General features: G+C 66.5%; 23 protein-coding genes. 16 read left to right on the top strand and 7 right to left on the bottom strand.

The window, feature by feature from the left end; translation table 11 throughout:
* Positions 1–99 precede the first annotated feature (99 nt).
* Positions 100–867 (bottom strand): YoaK family protein, encoded by a 768-nt coding sequence (locus tag R9B84_RS18905; RefSeq protein WP_423760885.1) that lies wholly within the window; start codon positions 865–867, stop codon positions 100–102.
* A 240-nt stretch (positions 868–1,107) separates the two neighbouring features.
* On the opposite strand from R9B84_RS18905, the gene hyfB reads away from it, so the two are divergent.
* From hyfB to R9B84_RS18865, 8 genes are all read left to right on the top strand, one after another.
* Positions 1,108–3,111, top strand: coding sequence for a hydrogenase 4 subunit B (hyfB, locus tag R9B84_RS18900; RefSeq protein WP_423760884.1), 2,004 nt, complete (start codon positions 1,108–1,110; stop codon positions 3,109–3,111).
* Positions 3,105–4,055 carry a respiratory chain complex I subunit 1 family protein gene (locus tag R9B84_RS18895; protein WP_423760883.1) on the top strand — a complete coding sequence of 317 codons (951 nt, stop codon included), beginning with the start codon at positions 3,105–3,107 and terminating at the stop codon, positions 4,053–4,055. Before hyfB ends, R9B84_RS18895 begins: the two co-directional genes overlap by 7 nt.
* Complete coding sequence (locus R9B84_RS18890) at positions 4,056–4,715, top strand: formate hydrogenlyase (protein WP_072437918.1); 660 nt, start codon at positions 4,056–4,058, stop codon at positions 4,713–4,715.
* Positions 4,708–6,171, top strand: a complete 1,464-nt coding sequence (locus R9B84_RS18885) for a hydrogenase 4 subunit F (RefSeq protein ID WP_423760882.1) — start codon at positions 4,708–4,710, stop codon at positions 6,169–6,171. The genes R9B84_RS18890 and R9B84_RS18885 overlap by 8 nt, the downstream gene beginning before the upstream one ends.
* A gap of 3 nt (positions 6,172–6,174) precedes the next feature.
* Positions 6,175–7,737: an NADH-quinone oxidoreductase subunit C gene (locus R9B84_RS18880; protein ID WP_423760881.1), complete on the top strand. Its 1,563-nt coding sequence runs from the start codon at positions 6,175–6,177 to the stop codon at positions 7,735–7,737.
* Entirely contained in the window at positions 7,737–8,252 is a 516-nt protein-coding gene (locus R9B84_RS18875; RefSeq protein WP_423760880.1) for an NADH-quinone oxidoreductase subunit B family protein, read from the top strand. The genes R9B84_RS18880 and R9B84_RS18875 overlap by 1 nt, the downstream gene beginning before the upstream one ends.
* 173 nt (positions 8,253–8,425) lie before the next feature.
* On the top strand, positions 8,426–8,776 hold the full coding sequence (locus tag R9B84_RS18870) for a hypothetical protein (RefSeq protein WP_423760990.1): 351 nt from the start codon (positions 8,426–8,428) through the stop codon (positions 8,774–8,776).
* Positions 8,773–8,985 (top strand): twin transmembrane helix small protein, encoded by a 213-nt coding sequence (locus tag R9B84_RS18865; RefSeq protein WP_048246513.1) that lies wholly within the window; start codon positions 8,773–8,775, stop codon positions 8,983–8,985. The genes R9B84_RS18870 and R9B84_RS18865 overlap by 4 nt, the downstream gene beginning before the upstream one ends.
* Positions 8,986–9,241: 256 nt before the next feature.
* Here the strand turns inward: R9B84_RS18865 and R9B84_RS18860 are convergent, their stop codons facing one another.
* The 6 genes from R9B84_RS18860 to R9B84_RS18835 form a co-directional block, all read right to left on the bottom strand.
* Complete coding sequence (locus R9B84_RS18860) at positions 9,242–10,276, bottom strand: L-idonate 5-dehydrogenase (RefSeq protein ID WP_423760879.1); 1,035 nt, start codon at positions 10,274–10,276, stop codon at positions 9,242–9,244.
* A gap of 109 nt (positions 10,277–10,385) precedes the next feature.
* Entirely contained in the window at positions 10,386–11,825 is a 1,440-nt protein-coding gene (locus R9B84_RS18855; protein ID WP_423760878.1) for an NAD(P)(+) transhydrogenase (Re/Si-specific) subunit beta, read from the bottom strand.
* On the bottom strand, positions 11,822–12,142 hold the full coding sequence (locus R9B84_RS18850; protein WP_423760877.1) for an NAD(P) transhydrogenase subunit alpha: 321 nt from the start codon (positions 12,140–12,142) through the stop codon (positions 11,822–11,824). Before R9B84_RS18850 ends, R9B84_RS18855 begins: the two co-directional genes overlap by 4 nt.
* Positions 12,143–12,152: 10 nt before the next feature.
* Positions 12,153–13,295, bottom strand: coding sequence for a Re/Si-specific NAD(P)(+) transhydrogenase subunit alpha (locus R9B84_RS18845; protein ID WP_423760876.1), 1,143 nt, complete (start codon positions 13,293–13,295; stop codon positions 12,153–12,155).
* Between the two features lie 108 nt (positions 13,296–13,403).
* The gene (locus R9B84_RS18840; RefSeq protein WP_423760875.1) at positions 13,404–14,513 is read right to left on the bottom strand and encodes a porin; all 1,110 of its coding nucleotides are present in this window, start codon (positions 14,511–14,513) and stop codon (positions 13,404–13,406) included.
* Between the two features lie 117 nt (positions 14,514–14,630).
* On the bottom strand, positions 14,631–15,839 hold the full coding sequence (locus R9B84_RS18835; protein WP_423760874.1) for an aspartate transaminase: 1,209 nt from the start codon (positions 15,837–15,839) through the stop codon (positions 14,631–14,633).
* Positions 15,840–16,067: 228 nt separating this feature from the next.
* On the opposite strand from R9B84_RS18835, the gene nac reads away from it, so the two are divergent.
* The 8 genes from nac to R9B84_RS18795 all read left to right on the top strand — a co-directional run bounded on the left by nac (position 16,068) and on the right by R9B84_RS18795 (position 22,971).
* Complete coding sequence (gene nac / locus R9B84_RS18830) at positions 16,068–16,994, top strand: nitrogen assimilation transcriptional regulator NAC (RefSeq protein WP_423760989.1); 927 nt, start codon at positions 16,068–16,070, stop codon at positions 16,992–16,994.
* Positions 16,995–17,217: 223 nt separating this feature from the next.
* The gene (gene accB / locus R9B84_RS18825; RefSeq protein ID WP_423760873.1) at positions 17,218–17,682 is read left to right on the top strand and encodes an acetyl-CoA carboxylase biotin carboxyl carrier protein; all 465 of its coding nucleotides are present in this window, start codon (positions 17,218–17,220) and stop codon (positions 17,680–17,682) included.
* A gap of 69 nt (positions 17,683–17,751) precedes the next feature.
* On the top strand, positions 17,752–19,104 hold the full coding sequence (gene accC / locus R9B84_RS18820) for an acetyl-CoA carboxylase biotin carboxylase subunit (RefSeq protein WP_423760872.1): 1,353 nt from the start codon (positions 17,752–17,754) through the stop codon (positions 19,102–19,104).
* A gap of 83 nt (positions 19,105–19,187) precedes the next feature.
* Positions 19,188–19,859 (top strand): 5-oxoprolinase subunit PxpB, encoded by a 672-nt coding sequence (gene pxpB, locus R9B84_RS18815; RefSeq protein ID WP_423760871.1) that lies wholly within the window; start codon positions 19,188–19,190, stop codon positions 19,857–19,859.
* Entirely contained in the window at positions 19,856–20,860 is a 1,005-nt protein-coding gene (locus tag R9B84_RS18810; protein WP_423760870.1) for a biotin-dependent carboxyltransferase family protein, read from the top strand. The genes pxpB and R9B84_RS18810 overlap by 4 nt, the downstream gene beginning before the upstream one ends.
* Before the next feature lie 3 nt (positions 20,861–20,863).
* Positions 20,864–21,334, top strand: a complete 471-nt coding sequence (locus tag R9B84_RS18805) for an acetyl-CoA carboxylase biotin carboxyl carrier protein (protein WP_423760869.1) — start codon at positions 20,864–20,866, stop codon at positions 21,332–21,334.
* Positions 21,324–22,106, top strand: coding sequence for a LamB/YcsF family protein (locus R9B84_RS18800; protein WP_423760988.1), 783 nt, complete (start codon positions 21,324–21,326; stop codon positions 22,104–22,106). The genes R9B84_RS18805 and R9B84_RS18800 overlap by 11 nt, the downstream gene beginning before the upstream one ends.
* Before the next feature lie 121 nt (positions 22,107–22,227).
* Entirely contained in the window at positions 22,228–22,971 is a 744-nt protein-coding gene (locus R9B84_RS18795; RefSeq protein ID WP_423760868.1) for an SDR family oxidoreductase, read from the top strand.
* Positions 22,972–22,995 lie beyond the last annotated feature (24 nt).

Genomic DNA, 22,995 nt, shown 5'->3' with positions numbered 1-22,995 from the left:
TACGGCGTCACGGCCGAAACGGGGTGTCCGGCCGGTTGCCGTGCATCTGTCTGGGCGTCCCGCCGAGATGCGCTCGCACGGGTTGGGTTTTGCGCCGGCTCAGGGCCGGCGATCGAGCCTGCAGAACCAGGTCAGCACGTCGTCGGCCACGGGCACGATCGCGAGCATGACGAGCATGCCGGCGAGCGGTACCGTCGACACGTAGCCGACGTACTTGAAGCCGATCGCGCCGGCCAGGCCGCCGACGAAGAACGACGCCAGCATCGTGCCGTGAATCCTCAGCTTCGCGCGGTTGGCGACGACCGCATGCATGTCCACGTCGACGGCCGAGCGGTTCCAGTAAAGCAGCTTACCCAGCTCGATGCCGAGGTCGGTCACGATACCGGTCATGTGCGTCGTGCGGATCTCCGCGCCCGACAGCTTCGTGATCATCGCGTTTTGCAGCCCCATGATGAAGCACAGCAGGATCACGGTCACGGGCACGAAGAACGCCTCCCACAGCGCGAGGTGGCTGCCGAGCAGCCCGAACAGCAGGAGCAGCACGGCCTCGACCAGCAGCGGCAGCACGTACTGGCTGTGAAGGCCGCGGCGGCGCCCCCAGTTGACGAGCACCGCCGAGCAGCCGGCGCCGACGAGAAACGACGCCAGCGAACTGATGCCGGCCAGCGCGAGCGGAATGTCGCCGAGCGCCGCCTGGTCGGCGATTGCCGACACGATGCCGCTCATGTGTGACGTGTATTGCCTGACCGCAAGGAAGCCGCCCGCGTTGGTCGCTCCGGCGACGAACGCGAGCGAGAAGCCGAGCTGGCGGTTCGCGGTTGCGCTGCGGTGTTTACCCGTCAGGCTTCGAAAGTACTGCGCTGGCATAGGGGCTTCGCTCAATCGCCGGGATCGCGGGCGCGGACATGCCGGACGGTGCCATTCGGGCCGAACGGGCGGCCCGCGAAGGCGCCGGCATCCTCGAATCATGTGGATTGTATGATAATGCCATTATCATACTCTGTTAGCGAGATTTGGCTTTCGATGCAATAATGCACGTGGAGCCGGCGCGCCTGCCGTCGCCGTTCCATGCCCCCGTTCAACCCGAGCGTACTGGAGACAATCCGGATGGCACCCGTGCCGGTCGTCCATTTCGTGCTGCTGGTCGTGGCCGCCTGGCTCGCGATCGGCGCGCTGGGGCTCGGGGCGCTGCATCGCACGCGGGTCGTCGCGCACGGGCTGTTTCCGCTCGGTGCGCTGGGCGGGCTGCTGCTGGCGGCCGCGGGGCTCGCGGGCGTGTTTGCCGAGCCGTCGGTCGCGGTGCTGCCGATCGGGCTGCCCGACCTGCCGTTCCATCTGCGGCTCGACCGCCTGTCCGGCTATTTCCTGTTCGTGCTCGGCCTCGTCAGCGCCGGGATCGGCGCGTTTTCCGCCGGCTACTTCCGCAAGGGCGAGGGCGCCGCGCCCGGGCTCATCTGCTGCGAATATCACGTGTGCGTCGCGAGCATCGCGCTCGTGCTCGTCGCGGACGACGCCTACGCGTTCATGGTCGCGTGGGAAACGCTGACGCTGTCCGCGACCTTTCTCGTGATGACCAACCACCGGATCGGCGAAATCCGCCGTGCGGGCTACCTGTATTTCCTGATTTCGCATGTCGGCGCGCTCGCCCTGCTGCTGTGCTTCGGCATCTTGCAGGCGCGCACCGGCGATTACACGTTCGCGAACATGCGTACCCAGTCGCTCGATGCAACCTGGGCGTCGCTCGCGTTCCTGCTCGCGCTCGTCGGCTTCGGCGCGAAGGCGGGCGTATTTCCGCTGCATGTGTGGCTGCCCGATGCGCATCCGGCCGCACCGTCCCCCGTGTCGGCGCTCCTGAGCGGGTTCGTGCTGAAGGTGGGGCTGTACGGGCTGCTGCGCACCGTGTTCGACCTGCTGCACGTGCAGATCGCGTGGTGGGGCGTGCTGCTGCTCGTGCTCGGCGGCGGCACCGCGCTGCTCGGCGTGGTCTTCAGCACGATCCAGGTCGACATGAAGCGCCTGCTCGCCTATTCGTCGGTCGACAACATCGGCCTGATGATCGTGTCGCTCGGGCTCGCAGTCCTGTTTCGCGCGTTCGGCATGACGACCCTGGCGGCGCTCGCGCTGACCGCGATGCTCTATCAGGTCGTCGCGCATGCGGCATACAAGAGCCTGCTGTTCCTGGGGACGGGCGCCGTGCTGCACGCCACCGGCGAGCGCAATCTCGGCAAGCTCGGCGGGTTGATCCGTTTCATGCCGTGGACGGCCTGGGCCGTGCTCGCGGGCGTTGCGGCGAGCGCGGGCCTGCCGCCGCTGAGCGGTTTCGTCGCGGAGTGGCTGTTGCTGCAGGCGTTCCTGTTCACGCCGAGCCTGCCGGATTCGGTCCTGGCGATGACGGTGCCGATCGCGGCCGCGCTGGTCGCGATGTCGGCCGCGCTCGCCGGCTACACGATGGTCAAGTTCTTCGGCATCGTGTTTCTCGGGCAACCGAGGGAAGCCAAACTGAGCCGCGCCCGCGACGCGAATGCGTGGGAGCGGCTCGCGTTCTGCTGGTTCGCGGCGGTCAGCGTGCTGCTCGGGCTGATGCCCGCGCAGTTCGTCAAGCTGCTGGATCCGGTCACGCGCGGGCTCGTCGGCGCCGGCGTCGGCGCGGCCAATCACGGCTGGCTGCTGTTCGTGCCGGTGTCGACCGCGCGCGCGAGCTACATGCCGGCCGTGTTCATGCTGTTTTTCGTCGCGTGCTGCGGGCTCGCTTGGCTGCTGGTGCGGCGCTTCTACCACGGACGGCTGCGCCGCGCTGCGCCGTGGGGTTGCGGCTTCCCGTTTCCGACCACGCGGATGCAGGACACGGCCGAGGGGTTCGGGCAGCCGATCCGCGAGATCTTCGCGCCGCTGCTGCGCATCGAGCGGCAGGTGCCGTCGCCGTTCGACGCGCAGCCCGCGTACCGGGTGTCGGTCACCGATCGCACGTGGCTGCTCTACGAGCGCATCGCGGCGATCACGCTGCGCGCGGCCGAATGGGCGGGCCGGCTGCAGACGGGCAGGATCGCCGTCTACCTGACCTACAGCTTCGCGGTGCTGATCCTGCTCCTGATGCTGGTGAGAAGATGGTGACCGTCTCCGGCGTGGTATCGCAGATTCTCGAGATCGTGGTGGCGCTCGCCGCCGCGCCGCTGCTGTCCGGCTGGATCAACCAGTGCCGCGCGTGGCTGCAGAATCGGCGCGCGCCGTCGGTCTGGCAGCCGTACCGGATGCTCCACAAGCTGTTCAACAAGGAATCGGTCGTCGCGCACGGCGCGAGCGCGGTGTTTCGCGGCGCGCCCTACGTCGTCTGGGCGGCGATGACGCTCGCGTGCGCGATCGTGCCGACGCTGTCGACGGAGCTGCCGCTGTCGCCCGCCGCGGATGCGATCGCGCTCGTCGGCCTGTTCGCGCTCGCGCGCGTCGCGCTGTCGCTCGCCGCGATGGATATCGGCACGGCATTCGGCACGCTCGGTGCGCGGCGCGAGATGCTGATCGGCTTCCTCGCGGAGCCGGCGCTGCTGATGGTCCTGCTGTCCGCGTCGCTGATCACGCAGTCGACGCTGCTGACGAGCATCGTCGGCACGCTCGGGCGCGGCGAGCTCACGCTCTATCCAAGCCTGGCGTTTGCCGGCATCGCGTTCACGCTGGTGTCGCTCGCCGAAAACGCACGGCTGCCCGTCGACAATCCGGCCACCCATCTCGAACTGACGATGATCCACGAGGCGCTGGTGCTCGAATACTCGGGGCGGCATCTCGCGCTGATGGAGTGGGCGGCGAGTCTCAAGCTGTTCGCCTATTCGTGCATCGGCCTCGCGCTGTTCGTCCCGTGGGGCATTGCCGAGGCGGGTAACCCGCTCGCGCTGCTGCTGGCAGTGCCGGTGCTGTTCGTCAAGCTGATGGCGGGCGGCGCGGCGCTCGCCGCGGTCGAGACCGTCAATGCGAAGATGCGGCTGTTCAGAGTGCCCGAGTTTCTCGCCACCGCGTTCCTGCTCGCGGTGATCGGCATGCTCGTGCACATTCTGCTGGGGGCGTGAATGCACGGCTACGCGACGCAACTGATCAACTTCCTGGCGGCGCTGCTGCTGATCCTGTCGTTCGCGATGCTGAGCCAGCGACGCACGCTGTCGCTGATTCATCTCTACACGCTGCAGGGCGTCGCGCTCGTGTCGGCCAACCTGATTCTCGGCGTCCTGACGGGCGACGCGCACCTGTTCGTCTCCGCCGGGCTGACGCTCGTGCTGAAGGTCGGCGTGATCCCGTGGCTCCTGTATCGGCTCGTGCGCCGGCTCGACGTGCGCGCCGACGTCGAACCGCTCATCAACATTCCGACCACGCAACTGATCGGCATCGTACTCGTGATCGTCGCGTTCAACGTCGCATCGCCGATCAGCCAGCTCGCGACCTCGGTCGCGCGCGGCGCGCTCGGCATCGCGCTCGCCTGCGTGCTGCTGTCGTTCATGGCGATGATCACGCGCGCCAAGGCGATTCCGCAGGTGATCGGCTTCCTGTCGATGGAGAACGGGCTGTTTTTCGCGGCGACGGCCGCGACCAACGGGATGCCGATGATCGTCGAGCTCGGCATCGGGCTCGACGTGCTGGTCGGCATCCTGATCCTGGGCGTGTTCATGTTCCAGATCCGCGAGCAGTTCGACAGCCTGGACATCCATCACCTCGAGACGCTCAAAGATGAATGAGGCCCATGTCGTGCTCGCCGTGCTCGGCCTGCCGCTAGCGGCCGCCGCGACGCTCGCGTGCGTGCGGTCCAGCCGCGTCGCGCGCAACCTGAATGCCGGCTTCAGTTTCGCGACGTTCGCGGCGACGCTCGTGCTCGCCGCGCACACCGTCGAAAACGGCCCGTCGAGCGTGTTCGACGGCGCGTTCTTCGTCGATCCGCTCAACGTCTACCTGGTCGCGCTGACCGCGTTCGTCGGCTGGACGACGTCGTTGTTCTCGCGTCCGTACATGCAGGTCGAGGAGGATCGCGGCCGGATGACGGCCGCGCGGATGCGGCTCTATCACGCGATGTATCAGCTCTTCATGTTCGCGATGCTGCTCGCGCTGCTGACCAACAACCTCGGCGTACTGTGGGTCGCGATGGAGGCGGCGACGCTGGCGACCGTGCTGCTCGTCAGCGTCTACCGGACGGCCGCGAGCCTCGAGGCCGCGTGGAAATATTTCATCCTGTGTGGCGTCGGCATCGCGCAGGCGCTGTTCGGCACGATCCTGCTGTACCTCGCCGCGAGCCGGCAACTGGCCGGCGGCGACGCGCTGCTGTGGACGAGCCTCGTCGCGGTCAAGGCGCACCTCGACCCGACCATCGTGTCGATCTCCTTCGTGTTCCTGCTCGTCGGCTACGGCACGAAGGTCGGCCTCGTGCCGATGCACAGCTGGCTGCCGGACGCGCATGCCGAAGGTCCGACGCCGATTTCGGCGGTGCTGTCAGGCCTGCTGCTGAACGTCGCGCTGTATGCGGTACTGCGTTGCAAGGTGCTGGCCGACGGCGCGCTCGGCAACGGGCTGCCGGGGCGGCTGCTGGTCGGGTTCGGGCTCGTGTCGGTGCTGGTCGCGTCGTTCTCGCTGTTCCGGCAGAAGGACGTGAAGCGACTGTTCTCGTATTCGTCGATCGAGCACATGGGGCTGGTGACGTTCGCCTTCGGCCTCGGTGGCCCGGTCGCGACCTTCGCCGGATTGCTGCACATGACGGTGCACTCGCTCGTCAAGTCGGCGATCTTCTTCGCGGTCGGCCATGCGGCGCAGAAGGCCGGCACGCAGGCGATCGACGGCATTCGCGGGCTGCTGCAGGTCAGCCCGACCGTCGGCTGGGGGATGATGCTCGGTACGCTCGCGATTCTGGGCTTGCCGCCGTTCGGCGTGTTCGCGAGCGAATTCCTGATCCTGACGACCGCGATGAACACGCTGCCGTGGACGGCGCCGTTGCTGCTGCTCGGGCTCGCCGCCGCCTTCGCGGCGATCTTCGCGCGCGTGCAGCGGATGGTGTTCGGCGGCACGACGACGGCGAAACCGCTCGGACACCGGCCGGCGCTGTTGCCGGTGTTCGTCCATCTGGCGCTCGGCCTGATGCTCGGCCTGTACGTGCCGCCTTATCTGGCGACCTGGTATCGCCAGGCCGCGACGATGCTGGCGGGGTGACGCATGCGACTCGACTCGATACCCATGGCGGCCGCGGTCCCGCTCGAATGCCGGGCGGGCCAGATTCGCGCGGCGCTGATGGAAGTCGACCCGGCGGGGTGGCTCGAGGCGGCGCGCGTCGCGCGATCGGAGCGGAGCAGGCTCGTCGCGATGTGGGGCGGCGATGCGCGCGACGCGGGTTTTGCGGTGAACGCCGCGTACGAATGCGACGACGGCATTTTGTGGGTGCGTCTCGCGACCGGGCGGCAGCCCGACGCTGGCGGGGATTTCCCCGACCTGGCGCCGCTGTTTTCGTCCGCCGCCCGGATGCAGCGGGCGATCTTCGACCTGACCGGCCTGAGCGCGCGCGGCGCGCAGGACACGCGGCCGTGGCTCAATCACGGCAACTGGCCCGACGACTATTTCCCGCTGCAACGATCGGCGACCGGTGTCGAGGCGTTCGAATCGAGCGAGGCGAATTACCGGTTCGTGCCGGTGGCCGGCGACGGCGTGCACGAGATCGCGGTCGGGCCCATCCACGCCGGCGTCATCGAGCCGGGACATTTCCGGTTCTCGGTCGTCGGCGAGAAGGTGCTGCGCCTCGAAGAGCGTCTCGGCTACGTGCATCGAGGCGTCGAGCGACTGTTCGAGCGGACGGCCGCGTCGAACGGCCATCGGGTCGCGGGCCGGATCGCCGGCGATTCGACCGTCGCGTTCTCGTGGGCCTATTGCATGGCGCTCGAGCACGCATGCCGCACCGCAGTGCCGAAGCGCGGGCTGTATCTGCGCGCGCTCCTGCTCGAGCGCGAACGCGTGGCGAACCACCTGGGCGATCTCGGCGCGCTCGGCAACGACGCCGGGTTCGGGTTCGGTCTCGCGCAGTTTTCCCGGCTCAAGGAGGACTGGGTCCGCATGAACGATCGCGCGTTCGGGCATCGATACCTGATGGACCGGATCGTGCCCGGCGGCGTGGCGGTCGACGTCGGGCCCGACAGCGTCGCGAGCCTGTCGGACGCGTGTGAACGCATCGAACATGAAGTGCGCGTCATGCGGAAAATCTACGACGACCAGTCGGGGCTGCAGGACAGGTTCGTGGGTACCGGCAGATTGACCGCCGAGGTCGCCGCGCACTTCGGCGTGCGCGGCCTGGCCGCCCGCGCCAGCGCTCACGCGTTCGACGTGCGCGTGGCGATGCGGTCCGCACCGTACGACGAGGTCGCCGTCAACGCGGCGAGCGATCCGCGCGGCGACGTCGCCGCGCGCGTGGCCGTGCGGTTCGCCGAGATCGACGAATCGATACGCGCGATGCGCATGATGCTGGCGAATCTGCCGGCGGGCCCGGTCGCCGTCGACGTGGCGCCAGCCGCGGCGCCTGCCCGCGGGATCGGCTGGGTCGAGGGATGGCGCGGCGATATATTCGTCGCGCTCGAGACGGAAGCGGACGACGCGATCGCGCGGTGTCATTGCCACGATCCGTCGTGGCAGAACTGGCCGGCGCTCGAACATGCGATCATCGGCAATATCGTTGCCGATTTTCCGTTGATCAACAAATCGTTCAACCTGAATTACGCGGGGCACGACCTCTGATGTGGCAGCTTATCCGGCAATTCGCGCGCACCGATTTTCCCGACGAGCCCGTGCCGGCCGCGGAGGACGCGTGGCGTCGCGAGGAGGGGCGCATCCGGCAGGACATTCTCGATCTGCTCGGGCGGGCGCTCTGCATCCGGCAGATCGACGCGGGATCCTGCAACGGCTGTGAGCTGGAGATTCATGCGCTGAACAACGCCTACTACAACATCGAGGGGCTCGGCATCAAGTTCGTCGCGAGTCCCCGCCATGCGGACCTGCTGCTCGTGACCGGGCCCGTGACGCTGAACATGCGGGCGGCCGTGCTCGCCGCATACGACGCGACGCCGGCGCCGAAGCTCGTCGTCGCGGCCGGCGAGTGCGCGTGCACGGGCGGCATCTTTGCCGATAGCTATGCGGTGTGCGGCCCGGTTGCGTCGATCCTGCCGGTCGACGTGACGATTCCCGGCTGCCCGCCGCCGCCTCGCGATTTGCTGCGCGGAATCCTGACGGCCTGCCGGGCGCGCGATGGCTGACGCCGCCGCTATTCCCGTGATCGACATGACGTTTGCCCCGGCTTGCTGCGCTCGTGCCGCGCCGGAACCGTGCAATGCGAGACAATATGGGCGGGAAACCCGCCAAATCCCGGCTTCGACCGGCATCCGGACTCGCTGCGCCGTCCGGATGCGATGACTTCTGCTTCTGCTTCATGACACCAATCAAGTTCATTCTTCGCTACACGGCGATCCCTTTCACGGCCATCTTGGCCGTGGTGATCTGGACTGTCATACCATCGTCGAAAGAGATCGATGCGAGACAATATGCGGCGCTGTCGCGTGCGTACGCGAGTTTCCCGCTGCCGTTCCGGCACGAGATCTCGGAAGCGCTGGACCACGGCCGGATCAACGACCGGCGCTACCAGACGCTCGTGCGCGATTCGCTGGGCAACGGCGTCGCGCTGGACTGGCCGGCGTCAGGCGTCGGCGACATCGCGGACGAACGACAAAAACTGGCCGAACTGATTCAGGCCGATTCGGATCTTCAAAGGCAACACCCATGAAAACTCTGCTGGTTTCTGTGGCATTCGCGCTGATCATCGCGAGCCTGATTTTCGCGCTGTATTTCATGAACCACGATCGCGGCAAGTCCAAGCGGATGGCGTGGTCGCTCGCGGCACGCGTGGGGCTGTCGGTCACGCTGTTCCTGTCGCTGCTGATCGCGTACAAGCTCGGCTGGATCGAACCGACCGGGTTGCCGATCGGGCGTTGAGCAGGGCACGCCCCGTTGCAAGCGGGGCGTTTTCGTAAATGCAAGTTTGATTCGGAAATCGAGGTGTTGTGATAAGAATACTTATCCTGCCGAGTGTTGTTTGCGGTAGCGCAAGACGCGCAGCAGATGCCGCATCGGTACTCCAGCCGAGGATTGCCGTTGGGCAAGGCCGTCACCCGGTTGCCCGGCGTATGCGTCCGTCGGATCGGCGCCATTCGACGGGCGCAAACCGAATGACCGGGTCACCCACGGGTTGTCAGTCGAAAGTAACCAGCACCTTCATCGCTTTCGTGCGATCGCCGGCCGTCTGAAAGGCCTTCACGCATTCCTGATACGGGAAGATGTCGGAAATCAACGGTTTGACGTCGACCAGGCCCTTGTTCAGCAGTTCGACGGCTACAGCAAATTCCTCGTGGAATCGAAAGGCCCCGCGCAGGTCGAATTCCTTGGCGACGATCACGTTCATCGGCAACGCGCTGTCGCCACCGAGCCCGACCTGAACGACGATTCCGCGCGGCCGCAGCACGTCGAATGCGGAGCGTAGCGCGGCCGCATTGCCGCTCGCCTCGAACAGCACGTCGAAGGTTCCTTTGCCGGCCGAGAACTGTTCGAGCCCGGCGGGATCGTCCGCGACGTTGACCGCGATATCCGCGCCGACCTGCGTGGCGCTGTCGAGCGGCATCGCGTTGACGTCAGTGGCGACGATCGTCGCGGCCCCCGCCCGACGGGCCGCCGCGACGATCAGCGAGCCGATCGGCCCGCAGCCGGTGACGAGTACGCGCTTGCCGAGCAGCGGCCCGGCGCGGCGTACCGCATGCAGCGCGACCGACAGCGGTTCGGCCATCGCGGCTTCCGCATCGCTGACGGTATCGGCGACGCAATGCGCCTGCGTGCTGTCGATCACGACTTCCTGCCGGAACGCGCCCTGGACGTGCGGCGTACGCATCGCGCTGCCGTAGTAGCGCATGTCCATGCAATGGTTCTGCAGCCCTTGCTGGCAGTATTCGCATGATCCGCACGGCCGGCTGGGGCTGATCGCGATACGTTGACCCGGCGAGAAACCGCGAACGTTCGCGCCGACCCGGCTGACGACGCCGGATACTTCATGGCCGAGCACCATCGGTTCCTTGATGCGAACCGTGCCGAATCCGCCATGATTGTAGTAATGCAGATCCGATCCGCAGATGCCGCCCGCGCGGACGCGAATCAGCATCTGGTCCGGTCCGGCTTCCGGCGTCGGAACATCCTCGATCCGCAGATCGAGCGGGGCATGAATGACGAGGGCCTGCATGAAAGGTGTCTCCGGTTTTGACGAGGAAGGGGTGACCCCACGATAGGTGCGCCCGACGGGTTCCGCCAGGACGATTTTCGTCTGGCCCGAGAGGCGCGGCGAATGACGCTCAGTCCAGCGCCTTCGTCATGTTCTCGATGACCTTCTTCGCATCGGAGAACACCATCATGGTCTTGTCCATATAGAACAGCTCGTTGTCGAGGCCGGCGTATCCCGACGCCATCGATCGCTTGTTCACGATGACCGTGCGGGCCTTGTATGCGTCGAGGATCGGCATGCCTGCTATCGGCGACGACGGATCGTTTCTGGCGGCAGGATTGACCACGTCGTTGGCGCCCAGCACGAGAACGACATCGGTCTGGCCGAATTCCGCATTGATGTCATCCATCTCGAACACCTGCTCGTAAGGCACTTCCGCCTCGGCAAGCAGCACGTTCATATGCCCCGGCATCCGTCCCGCCACCGGATGGATCGCGTAACGGACGTCGATGCCCTTGGCGGCCAGCTTGTCCGAGAGTTCCTTGAGCGCGTGCTGCGCGCGGGCGACGGCGAGGCCGTATCCCGGCACGATGACGACCGATTCCGCGTTGCCGAGCAGGAACGCCGCGTCGTCCGCGGACCCCGATTTGACGGGGCGCTGCTCCTGTTTCGCACCGCCTTGCGCGGCCGCTTCGGTGCCGAATCCGCCGAGGAGCACGTTGACGAACGAACGGTTCATCGCGCGGCACATGATGTACGACAGGATCGCACCCGAGGAACCGACCAGCGAACCCGAAATGATCAGCATCGGATTGTTCAGCGAAAAGCCGATGCCGGCCGCGGCCCAGCCCGAGTACGAATTCAGCATCGATACGACCACCGGCATGTCGGCGCCGCCGATCGGAATGATGATCAGCACACCGAGCACGAACGCGAGCACGGTCATCGCGATGAACGGCAGCCACGACTGCGTGACGAAGAACGCGATGCCGAAGCCGAGCATGGAGATCGCGAGCGCCAGATTGAGCGCATGCTGGAACGGATAGACGACGGGCGCGCCCTGGAACAGCCGGAACCGGTATTTGCCGGCCAGCTTGCCGAACGCGATGACCGAACCGGAGAACGTGATGGCGCCGATGAAGGTGCCGATGAACAGTTCGACCCGATTGCCGTAGGGGATGCTGCGACCGTCCGTGGCGAGCCCGAACGCGGAGGGTTCGCAGACCACCGCGTAGGCAATGCACACGGCGGCCAGGCCGATCAGCGAATGCATGGCCGCAACGAGCTCGGGCATCTTGGTCATTTCGACGCGGGCCGCGACGATCGCACCGACGATGCCGCCGATCGCGAGCGCGCCTGCCAGCAGGCCGAGCCCGAGCGTCAGGTTCGATCCGAGCGTGGCAGCCTGCTTGCCGATCAACGCGATCGTCGTCAGGATCGCGATGGCCATGCCCGCCATGCCGAAGGCGTTGCCCAGTCTCGCGGTTCGCGGATGGGAGAGGCCCTTGAGCGCCTGGATGAAGCAGACGGAGGCGACGAGATACAGCAGGGTGACGAGGTTCATGCTCATTGCGCGGCTCCGGAACCTTGCTGGCGGTTGCCCTTCTTCCGGAACATCTCGAGCATGCGCCGCGTCACCAGGAAGCCGCCGAATACGTTGACCGCGGCGAGCGCGACAGCTGCCGCGCCGAACGTCTTGCCGGATGCCCCGACCGTCAGCCCGGTGGCCAGCATCGCGCCGACGATGACGATCGCCGAGATCGCGTTCGTGACGGCCATCAGCGGCGTATGCAGTGCCGGCGTGACGTTCCACACGACGTGGTATCCGACATAGATCGCCAGCGTGAAGATGATGAGATTGAGGGTGGTGTGATTGATCAGTTCCATCGTGCGGCCTCTATGCGGATTGTTGATGCGAAGCATCGTGACCAAGCAGCGTGGCGGCCACGATGTCGTCGGTCGTATCGATCCTGAGCTGGCCGTCGTCGCCGATGATCAGCTTGAGAAAGTCGAGCACGTTGCGCGCATAGAGCGACGACGCGTCGGATGCGACCATGGCCGGCAAGTTGGTGAAGCCCGCGATGTGGACGCCATGCCACGTGACGACGCGATCCGCTTCGGTCAGCGGGCAATTTCCGCCGCGCCGGCCGTCGGTCTCGGCGCCGCGTCCGGCGGCGAGATCCACGATGACCGAACCGGGCTTCATGTCCCGCACGATGTCCTCGGGAAGCAGGGTGGGCGCCGTTCTGCCGGGGATCAATGCGGTCGAAATGACGATATCGGCCGCGCTGGCGCGCTCGCGCACCAGCGCGCTCTGGCGGGCGAGCCACGACGCCGGCATCGGCCGTGCGTAGCCGCCGGTTCCCTCGGCGGCCTCGCGCTCTTCGTTCGTTTCGAACGGCACGTCGAGGAATCTGGCGCCGAGCGATTCGATCTGTTCCTTGACCGCCGGCCGCACGTCCGACGCCTCGATCACCGCGCCCATGCGCTTCGCCGTCGCGATCGCCTGCAGGCCTGCCACGCCCGCGCCGAGAATCAGCACGCGCGCGGCCTTGACGGTACCTGCCGCCGTCATCAGCATCGGGAAGAATCGCTGGTAGAGCCCCGCGGCAATCAGCACGGCCTTGTACCCGGCGATGTTGGCCTGCGACGACAGGACATCCATGCTCTGCGCGCGCGTCGTTCTGGGGATCGCCTCCAGCGCGAATGCGGTAACGCCCGCGGTCGTCAGACGCGCGGCACGTTCGGCATTGAACGGATCGAGCATGCCGATCAGCACGGCGCCTTTTCGCAATAGTGCGAACTCGGTATCCGTAGGGGCCTGGACCTTCAGGACGACATCGGACTCCAGTGCACGCTGCGCATCGACGAGCGTCGCGCCGGACGATGCGTACGCGTCGTCCGTGAAATTTGCCCGTTCACCGGCGCTGCGTTGAACGAGCAAGTCGTGTCCTCGCGCAGCGAGCTTCCTGACGGTTTCCGGCGTGGCGGCGACGCGCGCTTCACCCGCCACGCTTTCGGCGGGAATGCCGATTCTCATGTGTTCTACCTCCTGAATGGCGCGTGCCGCTCGCCCACGCGTGATGCGACGCGTCGGACGAACGGACGGAGCCGATCCGCATGGGACCGGCCCCGTTCGACGCGATCGTTAGAATTTATGTCGCAAGCCGATCGCCGCCTCGAACAGCGAGTTGTAGCCATAGAACGGCTGGTTCGAGCCGGAGGCCGCCGCGAGGGTCGTCCACGCTCCGGTCAGGTGGTTGTAGTCGACGCCGACATACACGTCCGTCCGCTTGCTCAGTGCGTAATCGAGTGTCGGGCCGCCGGTGATCCGGGTGCCGCTCTGTCCAGCGTGATGGACGACGTCCACGTAGACGGGCAGTTTCAACGTCAGGAACGGCGTGATGAAGTAGTCGACCGCGGCGGAGAACGAATCGTTGCGGTAATCCGCCGGGTAGACGTGGCTGTAGATGTACGAGCCGTAAACCTTCGCGCGGGCGAACGAATACGTTGCGCCGATCGTGAAGATCTTCTGCGAGCTGTCCGGAATCGTGACGCCGAAATACGTGCTGCCGTACACGCTCGACGCCGGAGTCAGCCCGCCGATGTCGTTGACGATCTGGTAGGCGGCGCCGACGCTCAGCGGGCCCCGATCGTACGACAGGCTGACGGCCGGGGACGAGTTGCGGTGGATATCGCCCGCGGTCTGGCCGAACGTATAGGATGCCTTGGCGGTGAAGCCGGCGATCGTCGGAGACGTATAACGCACGGAATTGTCGAGGCGGCCGCCGCCGGTGAGTCCGGCGCCCTGGAAGCCCAGCGTGCCCGTGTAGTTGGAGAGCGCGTAGAGGTCGTGGGACCAGGCCATTTCGTGCGCCAGCGTATAGAGGCGCCCGCCCGAGATCGTTCCGTAGGGGCTGCTCAACCCGACCATCGCGGTCCGGCCGAACAGCCGCTGGGTGCCGGATGGAGTCGACTGCTGGGAAATCCCGGTATTCGGCGTGAATCCGGACTCGAGCTGGAAGATCGCCTTCATGCCGCCACCGAGATCTTCGGCGCCCTGGAGGCCCCAGCGGCTGCCCTGGATCTGACCGCCGCTGCCCATCGTGAAGAGCTTGCCGCCCGTCTTGTTCTGGTGCGTGTCGAAGCGGACCGCTTCGTCGATGATGCCGTACAGCGTGACGCTCGACTGGGCGCGCGCCGTCACGGTGACGAGCATTCCGCAACCGATTAGGGTAACTAATATTTTGGTGTTCATCTGCATCCCCTTGTCAGTGAAAGTAAAGCGATACCGGGTCCGGCTGCCGCGTCCGAAGGCGCGGCATGCCTTTGTGTCATGCGGACGGAAAGCGCAGCAGCGAGTCCGGCCGATCCCTCAGTTCAGTGCGGCGACCGCTTCGGCGATCTTTCGGCAGCCCTCGCCGATGGTGTCCACGCGGGTGGCGATCGACATCCGGAAGTAAGGCGAGAGGCCGTACGACGTTCCCGCGACCACCGCCACGCCTGCGCGCTCGAGCAGATACAGAACGACGTCCGAATCGGTATCGAGGCGCTTGCCGAGCGGCGTGGTCTTGCCGAGCAGCCCGCCGCAATTGACGTACAGGTAGAACGCGCCGTCGGGCGCGCCGCAACTGATGCCGGGAATCGCATTGAGCGCGGCGAGCGCGTGATCGCGGCGATCCCGATAGACGCCCACCGATTGCGCGACGAACGTCTGGTCGCCGGTCAGCGCCGCCAGCGCGGCGGCCTGGCTGATCGAACTGGCATTGCTGGTCGATTGCGACTGCAGCGTGTCCATGGCGCCGATCAGGTCGGCCGGGCCGGCCGCATAGCCGATGCGCCAGCCCGTCATCGCGTAGGTCTTCGACACGCCGTTGACAACCAGCGTGCGCGACGCGAGGGCCGGCTCGACCGTCAGCAGATGCGGCGTGCGGCCGTCGGTGTAGCGAATGTGCTCGTAGATGTCGTCCATCATCACGAGGACGTGAGGATGACGCAGCAGCACGTCGGCGAGCGCGCGCAGTTCGTCTGCCGAATACGCCGCGCCGGTCGGATTGGTCGGCGAATTGACGATCAGCCACTTGGTGCGCGGCGTGATCGCGGCGTCGAGCGCCGGCGCGGTGAGCTTGAAGCCGTGTGCTTCGGTGCACGGCACGACGACGGGCACGCCGTCGCACGCGAGCGTCATGTCGGGATAGGACACCCAGTAAGGCGCAGGGATCAGCACTTCGTCGCCGGCTTCGACCGTGATCGCGAGCGCGTTGAAGATCGCGTGCTTCGCGCCGCAGGTCACGATGATCTGCTTCGGATCGTAGGTGAGGCCGTTTTCGCGTTCGAGTTTCGCGGCGATCGCGGCGCGCAGCGCGGGCGTGCCGGCGGTCGGCGTATAGCGGGTTTCGCCGCGTTCCATCGCGTCGACGGCGGCCTGGCGAATATGCGCGGGCGTGTCGAAGTCGGGTTCGCCGACGACGAGATTGACGATGGCCTTGCCTTGACGCCGCAATTCGGCGGCGCGGTCGGCCGCCGCGCTGCTCGGAGAGGGCTTGATGCGCTGAACACGGGCGGCGATGCGCGATGCACTCACTCTAGGCTCCTGAACGAAATATGAGTAGCCTTAACAGTAAGCGGGCGAAAACGCGCGCGCCAAGATGTCTTTCCGCTGGGGCGAGAGCATCCGCTTATGACGAATCGTCCGACGATGCCCGGGTGCGATTCGTGTCGTCGTCCGCTGCCGGTAGGGTTTTTGTCCACTTTCCGGGCCGATGGGTTCGTCCTACCATTAACCGATCCGTACATTGAAGACCTGATCACCGTGAACCTGCGGCGCCTGAAGTATTTCGTGAAAAGTGTCGATATCGGCAGCCTGACGCAGGCCGCGGAGGTGCTGCACATCGCCCAGCCGGCGCTCAGCCAGCAGCTGATCACGCTGGAAGACGAATTCCAGCAGCAGCTTCTCGTCCGCACCAAGCGCGGCGTGACGCCGACGGAGGCGGGCGCGACGCTCTACCGCCATGCGCAACTCATCCTGCGCCAGTTCGAGCAGGCGCAGGCCGACGTGAAAAGCGCGGGGCAGACACTGGCCGGCCAGGTCTCGGTCGGGCTCGCGCCCGGCACCGGCGCGTCCGCGTTGTCGTTGCCGTTGTTGCGCGCGGTCCGCGCGCGCCATCCGTCGATCCTTCTGTACATCAACGAAAATTTCGGCACGACGCTGAGCGAGCTGATCATGAACGGCCGCATGGACATGGCCGTGCTGTACGGCGACAAGCCCGTGCACGGCCTGTCGTTCCAGCTGCTGATGAACGAGGAGCTGTTCCTCGTCGCGCCGCGCAGCATGGGCATCGCGGCAGGCGAAATCGACGTGACCGCGCTGCGCGATGTTCCGCTGTTGCTGCCGCGCCCGTACAACTATCTGCGCAAATACGTCGACGAGGCCTTCGCGCGGATGCAGATGATTCCGAACGTGATCGCCGAGATCGAGTCGGCCACGACGCTGTCCGCGGCCGTCGGGGCCGGGATCGGTGCGACGATCCTGCCGGACTCCACCGCGCGCGTCGTCGCGGAGTCCGGCGACGTCGTTCAGTGCCGCATCGTGTCGCCGGTGATCAAGATCCCGTTGTCGGTCTGCCTGTCCGACCATCTTCCGCTGTCCGAGCCGGCCGCCGCGGTCAAGGACATCCTGCTCGAGCTCGCGGGCGATCTCGCTTTCGACATGCGTTCGGAACCGAACGCGGATACATAAGCTCGCCTTATCGCTACAAAGCGAATCCGTCTTGGCGTAATTTTTCTGCGCCCGATACATTGAATCCATCGTCAGTTGCCCGGCGCTGCGCGCGGGGCGACGGGGCGTGCCGCGATCGGGTCCGCGCAGTCGGTGAATTCACCGCTGCGGCCATCGTGGCGCAACGTATGTATCGGCGAACTTCCGTTCGCCGATGCTTGCCAACCGGGCTACGGGCCAAACGATGGATCTCAACAAGATTAAGTCTCTGATCGACCTGCTGGCGGACTCGCCGCTGCTGGAACTCGAATTGGTCGAGGGCGACGACAAGGTCAGGCTGGTCAAGCGGAACCGGGGCGATACCGCCGCCGCGCTGCCGCGCGACGCGGCTCCCGCGCGTGAGCCGCACTCGCGCATCGCACAGGAGGCGGTGCCATTGCCGGTCGCGTCGACCGACATGCAGCGTATCGAGCCGTGCATCGTGCGTGCGCCGATGTTCGGCGTCGCGCATCTTCGGCCGTCGCCGAACGATTCGGACTTCGTCGACACCGACGATCGCGTGCAGGTCGGCCAGGTGCTTTGCACGATCGAGGCAATGAAGGTGTTTCACGCGATCGAATCGGAATACGAGGGCCGGATAGCCGAAGTGCTCGTGAATTCCGGCGACGAGGTCGAAGCTGGCCAGCCGCTGTTCCGGATCGAACGATGATGCGCTTCATTCCTGACAGCCGGGCGGCGACCGGCCGCGGCACCATCGGAACCCACGAGCGGGGCGACCATGTTCGATAAGGTGCTGATTGCGAATCGAGGTGAAATTGCGCTCCGGATTCAGCGCGCGTGCCGCGAGCTGGGCTTGCGGACGGTCGTCGTTCATTCGGAGGCGGATGCCGGCGCGCGCTACGTTCGTCTGGCGGACCAGGCCCTCTGTATCGGGCCGGCGGCGCCGGATCGGAGCTATCTGAACCAGGAGGCAATCCTGCTCGCCGCCCGCGTGAGCGGCGCGGGGGCGATCCACCCCGGCTACGGCTTCCTGTCCGAAAACGCGGCGTTCGCGGAACAGGTCGAGGCGGCCGGGCTGGCGTTCATCGGACCGACGGCCGAATCGATTCGCACCATGGGGGACAAGGTGGCGGCCAAGCGGGCGATGCGCGCGGCCGGCGTGCCGTGCGTGCCGGGTCCCGACGGCGGTCTGCCCGACGATCCCGACGCGATCCTGAACATCGCGGCCGAGATCGGCTATCCCGTCATCGTGAAGGCGGCGGGCGGCGGCGGCGGCCGCGGCATGCGTGTCGTGCACGCCGCGCCGCAACTGCTCGAAGCGGTCGCCGTGACGCGCGAGGAGGCGCGGCGTGCGTTCGGCAAGCCCGAGCTTTATGTCGAGAAGTTCCTCGAACATCCGCGTCACGTCGAAATCCAGGTGCTTTGCGACAGTCACGGCACGGCGCTGTGGCTCGGGTCGCGCGACTGTTCGCTGCAGCGGCGCCATCAGAAAGTACTCGAGGAGGCGCCCGCGCCTCACATCGATCCCGGACTGATTCGCGAGGTGGGCGAGCGTTGTGCGGACGCGTGCCGGCAGATCGGATATCGCGGCGCAGGGACGTTCGAGTTCCTGTTCGAGAACGGCCGGTTCTATTTCATCGAAATGAACACGCGGCTTCAAGTCGAGCATCCGGTGACGGAGGCGATTACCGGAATCGACATCGTGCGCGAGCAGATCCGCATCGCGCAAGGCCATGCGCTGACGTGGACGCAAGCCGACCTGCGCTCGGCCGGGCACGCGCTCGAATGCCGGATCAACGCGGAAGATCCGTTCACCTTCGTCCCGTGTCCGGGCCGGATCGTCGAATGGGAGGTACCCGGCGGGAACGGCATTCGCGTGGATTCGCACCTGAGCGCCGGTCATGTCGTGCCGCCGTACTACGACTCGCTGATCGCGAAGGTCGTGACGCACGGCGCGACCCGCGACGAGGCGATCGCGCGGATGCGCGTCGCGCTGTCGGAGATGCGCATCGAAGGGATACGGACCAATGTGCCGCTTCATCGCGCGATTCTCGACGATCCGGCGTTCGGCGACGGCGGCGTGGATATTCATCATCTGGAACGCTGGCTCGCCGCGCGGGAGGCCGTATGACGCGAATCATCGAGCCTGCGCCGCCCGGACTGCATGACGATCCGGCAGTCGCGTGTGCCGAGCCGGAGGGAAAAACTCTCGCAATGAAACAGGACGATTCGGAACAAACACTGCGCGTCAGCCTGCTCGGCACCACGGCGATGCTGTTCGAGGCGCCGGGCGCGCTCGACCTGCGGGTGCAGCGTCGCATCTGGACGCTCGCGCGCACGGTCGGCAGGTGGCCCGGCGTGCGCGAGGCCGTGCCCGGCGTGACCAACCTGATGCTCACGTTCACGCATCCGCCGAAGGATCCCGCCGCGCTGGAAGCGCAACTGGTCGACGCATGGCATGCGGCCGGCGAACTCGACATCGCGGGCAACGTGGTCGAGCTCGCGGTGCAATACGGCGGGGAGTTCGGACCGCATCTCGACGACGTGGTCGCGCATACGGGCCTGTCGGTCGACGAGGTCGTCGCGATTCATTGCGCGCCGCTTTACACCGTCTACGCGCTCGGCAGCCATCCGGGCTACTGCTATCTCGGCGGCATGGATCCGCGGATCGCCACGCCGAGGCGCAAGGTGCCCGTGCTCGGGCTGCCGGGCGGTGCCGTGTCGATCGGCGGCGTGCAGACGGGCGTGTCGGCGTCCGCCGGCCCCAGCGGGTGGAACACGATCGGCCGCACGGCGATGACGTTCTTCGACCCCGCGCGCGAGCAGCCGGCCACGCTCGCGCCCGGCGACATGATTCGTTTCCGTGCCGAAAGGATTGTCCGATGATCGAGATCTTGTCTTCATCCGCGTTGGCGACGGTGCAGGACCGCGGGCGCGAGGGCTACCTGCGATTCGGCGTCGGCACGTCCGGTGCGATGGACCGGGTTGCGCTCGCGATCGGCAACCTGCTGCTCGGCAATCCGGACGACGCGGCTGCGATCGAAATTCCGATGTTTCCGTTTCGCGTCCGCTTCCTCGAGGATCTGGCATTTGCGATTACGGGCGCCGATTGCGCGGCCCGGCTCGACGAGCGGCCGATTCTGCCGTGGTGGACGATCGAGGCGAAGCGGGGCGAAGTGCTGACGATCGGCATCCCCGCGGCGGGAACGCGCTGCTACCTGTCGCTTGCGGGCGGCGTCGACGTGCCCCGCGTGCTCGGGTCGCGCAGCACGCAGTTGCGCGGGGAGTTCGGCGGATTCAACGGGCGGCAGTTGCAGAAAGGCGACGTGCTGCACGCGATCGGGCTCGATGCGCGTGCGCCGTTGCAGTCCGCCGCGAACGGCGGGTTCGGCGCGGTGCCGCCTGCGTACCTGTTGCCGACGCCCGCGGCCACGCCTGCCGCCGAAGGCGGCGACACGGTGGTGAGGGTGCTGCCGGCCGCCGAATACGAGTGCTACGAAGCCGATTCGCTCGATGCGTTCTGGCGTGAGGGCTGGAAAGTGACGCCGCAGAGCGATCGCTACGGATACCGGCTCGCCGGCCCGACGCTCGCGGCCCGCCGGCCGATCGAGAAACGCTCGCACGGCATTGTGCCGGGCGTCATCCAGGTGCCGCACAGCGGCCAGCCGATCATTCAGCTGCGCGACGCGCAGCCGTCGGGCGGCTATCCGAAGATCGGCACGGTGATCGAAGCCGATTTGTGGCGGCTCGCGCAAGCCCGGATCGGCACGCGGATCCGCTTTGCCAGGACTACTTACGAAGAAGCGGTTGCCGCGCTCGACGAAGTCGAGCGCTATCTCGCCAAGGTCCGCAATCTCGCCGGGCTGTTCCGTGCGTCGAAATACTGACCGATGACAAACAACAACGAAGTGGACATTCAAGAACTTCGCCAGATCTCGTCGTGGCTTGCCGCCGCCGAGATCGAATTCGCGGAGATCCGGCATGCGGGATCGACGGTCCGTCTGTCGCTCGAACCTGCGGTGCCGTCGGGCGAAGCGGGCGCGATCGGGATGCCGTCGCCGGCCGCCGGCCCGACGTCGATCGTCCGGTCGCCGTCGACCGGAATCTTCGCGACCACGCATCCCGACCGGGCGGCGCCGCAAGCCGCGATCGGCCATCGGGTCGAAGCCGGGAACGTCGTCGGTCTGCTGCAGATCGCCGAGTTGTACCGGCCGATTGTTGCGGAGCGCAGCGGCGTGATCTCGGCGATTCCTGCGGAACCGGGGGGCCTCGTCGGGTATGGGGCGCCGCTGTTCGAACTGGCGGCCGACGTGCCGCCGCCACCCCTTCCACGCACCGAGAGAGCAGATGATGGAAATTGACCTGAACGCGGATGTCGGCGAAGGATTCGGCCCGTATCGGATGGGCGACGACGAAGCGATGTTCGATATCGTCTCGTCGATCAATATCGCGTGCGGTTATCACGCGGGCGATCCGGTGATCATGGACCGGACCGTGCGAGTTGCCGGCGCGAAGGGAATCGACCTGGGCGCGCACGTCGGCTTTCCCGATCTGCTCGGGTTCGGGCGACGGCCGATTCAGGCGGACCCGCTCGAACTCGCGAAGTACGTGCTGTACCAGATGGGCGCACTCGAAGGGATCGCACGCGCGGCAGGCCATCGCCTGACCCACATGAGCTTTCACGGCGCGCTCGGCAACATGGCCGCCGCGTCGTATGAACTCGCGGAGCCGCTGGTGCGGGCGGTTGCGGAGTTCGACCGGAATCTCGTGATCAGCGTGTCGACCAATACCGAGATCGAGCGCGCGGCCGACCGGATCGGCATGCGCACCGCGAATACCTTCCTCGCCGACCGCGCCTATGACGACCAGGGCGCGCTCGTGTCCCGCAAGCTCGCGGGCGCGGTGATCAAGGACCGGGCGGCGGTGCTCGCGCGCGTGCAGCAACTGCTCGAGGACGGCACGGTCACCACGATCGAGGGCAATGCCATCAGGATGAATGCGAGGTCGATCCTGCTTCATGGCGACACGCCGGGCGCAGTGGAACTCGCGCGCACCGTGCGCAGTGCGATCGAAGCGGCGGGCGGGCGCGTCGTGCCGGTATCGAAGCTCGTCGATCGCCCGTCGCCGTCATAAGTCCGCCTTATCGCACCACACCGAATCCGTATTGGCGCGCGAATGCGGCGCCGAATACATTGCCAGATATCGACAGCGTTCATCGGCATGCCGATGCAACGCGATTCCACAGAGGTGAACCATGCCGTTTTCCGATTACAAAACCGCACTCGTCACGGGCGCTTCGACGGGGATGGGCGCCGCGATCGTCGAGCGCTTCTGCCGCGAAGGGCTCGAGGTCCATGCACTGGCGCGCAGCGCGGACCGGCTCGACGCGCTCGCGAAACGCACGGGGTGCATTCCGCATGCGATCGACGTCTGCGACCTGGACGCGGTCACGAAGCTGACGCAGGACGTCGAATTCGACATCGTCGTGAACAACGCGGGGGTATCGAGCAAGGGCTCGATTCTCGATGCGAGCGTCGACGACATCGACACGCAGGTGGAAGTGAACCTGCAGGCCGTGCTGCATATCGTGCGGCTCACGATGCCGGGCATGGTCGAGCGCGACCGCGGGCACATCGTCAACATCAGCTCGATCGCGGCGATCTACAACTTCAACGGCAACTCGATCTATCACGCGACGAAAGCGGCCATTCATGCGCTGTCGCGACAGCTTCGCGTCGACGCGACCGGCCGGCGCGTGCGCGTGACGGAGATCTGCCCGGGACGCGTCGCGACCGATATCTTCGGCCACGTGAGCGGCGACATCGAAGCGGCGCGCAAGCAGTTCATCGAAGGGTTCGAGCTGCCGCAGCCGTCCGACATCGCGGATGCGATCGCGTTCGCGATCGCCGCGCCGCTCGCGGTCAACATCAGCAACATGGAAATCCTCCCGACCCTGCAGGTGCCGGGCGGCCTCACGACGGTCAAGCGCGACGCATAAGCGGATCGATTCGGTCACGTCCAC

This window comes from Burkholderia sp. NLJ2 (assembly GCF_049487195.1).
Taxonomy (GTDB): Bacteria; Pseudomonadota; Gammaproteobacteria; order Burkholderiales; family Burkholderiaceae; genus Burkholderia; species Burkholderia pyrrocinia.
The sequence above is the reverse complement of the archived record's forward strand: the minus strand, read 5'-3'. Positions and strand labels throughout refer to the sequence as shown.

Excerpts from the sequence above, each read along its gene's own strand:
- R9B84_RS18860 (WP_423760879.1), bottom strand. The coding sequence starts at position 10,276 with ATGCAGGCCCTCGTCATTCATGCCCCGCTCGATCTGCGGATCGAGGAT.
- R9B84_RS18880 (WP_423760881.1), top strand. The coding sequence starts at position 6,175 with ATGCGACTCGACTCGATACCCATGGCGGCCGCGGTCCCGCTCGAATGC.
- R9B84_RS18850 (WP_423760877.1), bottom strand. The coding sequence starts at position 12,142 with ATGGAACTGATCAATCACACCACCCTCAATCTCATCATCTTCACGCTG.
- R9B84_RS18845 (WP_423760876.1), bottom strand. The coding sequence starts at position 13,295 with ATGAGAATCGGCATTCCCGCCGAAAGCGTGGCGGGTGAAGCGCGCGTC.
- R9B84_RS18870 (WP_423760990.1), top strand. The coding sequence starts at position 8,426 with ATGACACCAATCAAGTTCATTCTTCGCTACACGGCGATCCCTTTCACG.
- accC (WP_423760872.1), top strand. The coding sequence starts at position 17,752 with ATGTTCGATAAGGTGCTGATTGCGAATCGAGGTGAAATTGCGCTCCGG.
- pxpB (WP_423760871.1), top strand. The coding sequence starts at position 19,188 with ATGAAACAGGACGATTCGGAACAAACACTGCGCGTCAGCCTGCTCGGC.
- R9B84_RS18895 (WP_423760883.1), top strand. The coding sequence starts at position 3,105 with ATGGTGACCGTCTCCGGCGTGGTATCGCAGATTCTCGAGATCGTGGTG.
- R9B84_RS18795 (WP_423760868.1), top strand. The coding sequence starts at position 22,228 with ATGCCGTTTTCCGATTACAAAACCGCACTCGTCACGGGCGCTTCGACG.
- R9B84_RS18905 (WP_423760885.1), bottom strand. The coding sequence starts at position 867 with ATGCCAGCGCAGTACTTTCGAAGCCTGACGGGTAAACACCGCAGCGCA.
- R9B84_RS18800 (WP_423760988.1), top strand. The coding sequence starts at position 21,324 with ATGGAAATTGACCTGAACGCGGATGTCGGCGAAGGATTCGGCCCGTAT.
- R9B84_RS18810 (WP_423760870.1), top strand. The coding sequence starts at position 19,856 with ATGATCGAGATCTTGTCTTCATCCGCGTTGGCGACGGTGCAGGACCGC.
- hyfB (WP_423760884.1), top strand. The coding sequence starts at position 1,108 with ATGGCACCCGTGCCGGTCGTCCATTTCGTGCTGCTGGTCGTGGCCGCC.
- R9B84_RS18840 (WP_423760875.1), bottom strand. The coding sequence starts at position 14,513 with ATGAACACCAAAATATTAGTTACCCTAATCGGTTGCGGAATGCTCGTC.
- R9B84_RS18890 (WP_072437918.1), top strand. The coding sequence starts at position 4,056 with ATGCACGGCTACGCGACGCAACTGATCAACTTCCTGGCGGCGCTGCTG.
- R9B84_RS18865 (WP_048246513.1), top strand. The coding sequence starts at position 8,773 with ATGAAAACTCTGCTGGTTTCTGTGGCATTCGCGCTGATCATCGCGAGC.
- R9B84_RS18855 (WP_423760878.1), bottom strand. The coding sequence starts at position 11,825 with ATGAGCATGAACCTCGTCACCCTGCTGTATCTCGTCGCCTCCGTCTGC.
- R9B84_RS18805 (WP_423760869.1), top strand. The coding sequence starts at position 20,864 with ATGACAAACAACAACGAAGTGGACATTCAAGAACTTCGCCAGATCTCG.
- R9B84_RS18885 (WP_423760882.1), top strand. The coding sequence starts at position 4,708 with ATGAATGAGGCCCATGTCGTGCTCGCCGTGCTCGGCCTGCCGCTAGCG.
- R9B84_RS18875 (WP_423760880.1), top strand. The coding sequence starts at position 7,737 with ATGTGGCAGCTTATCCGGCAATTCGCGCGCACCGATTTTCCCGACGAG.
- accB (WP_423760873.1), top strand. The coding sequence starts at position 17,218 with ATGGATCTCAACAAGATTAAGTCTCTGATCGACCTGCTGGCGGACTCG.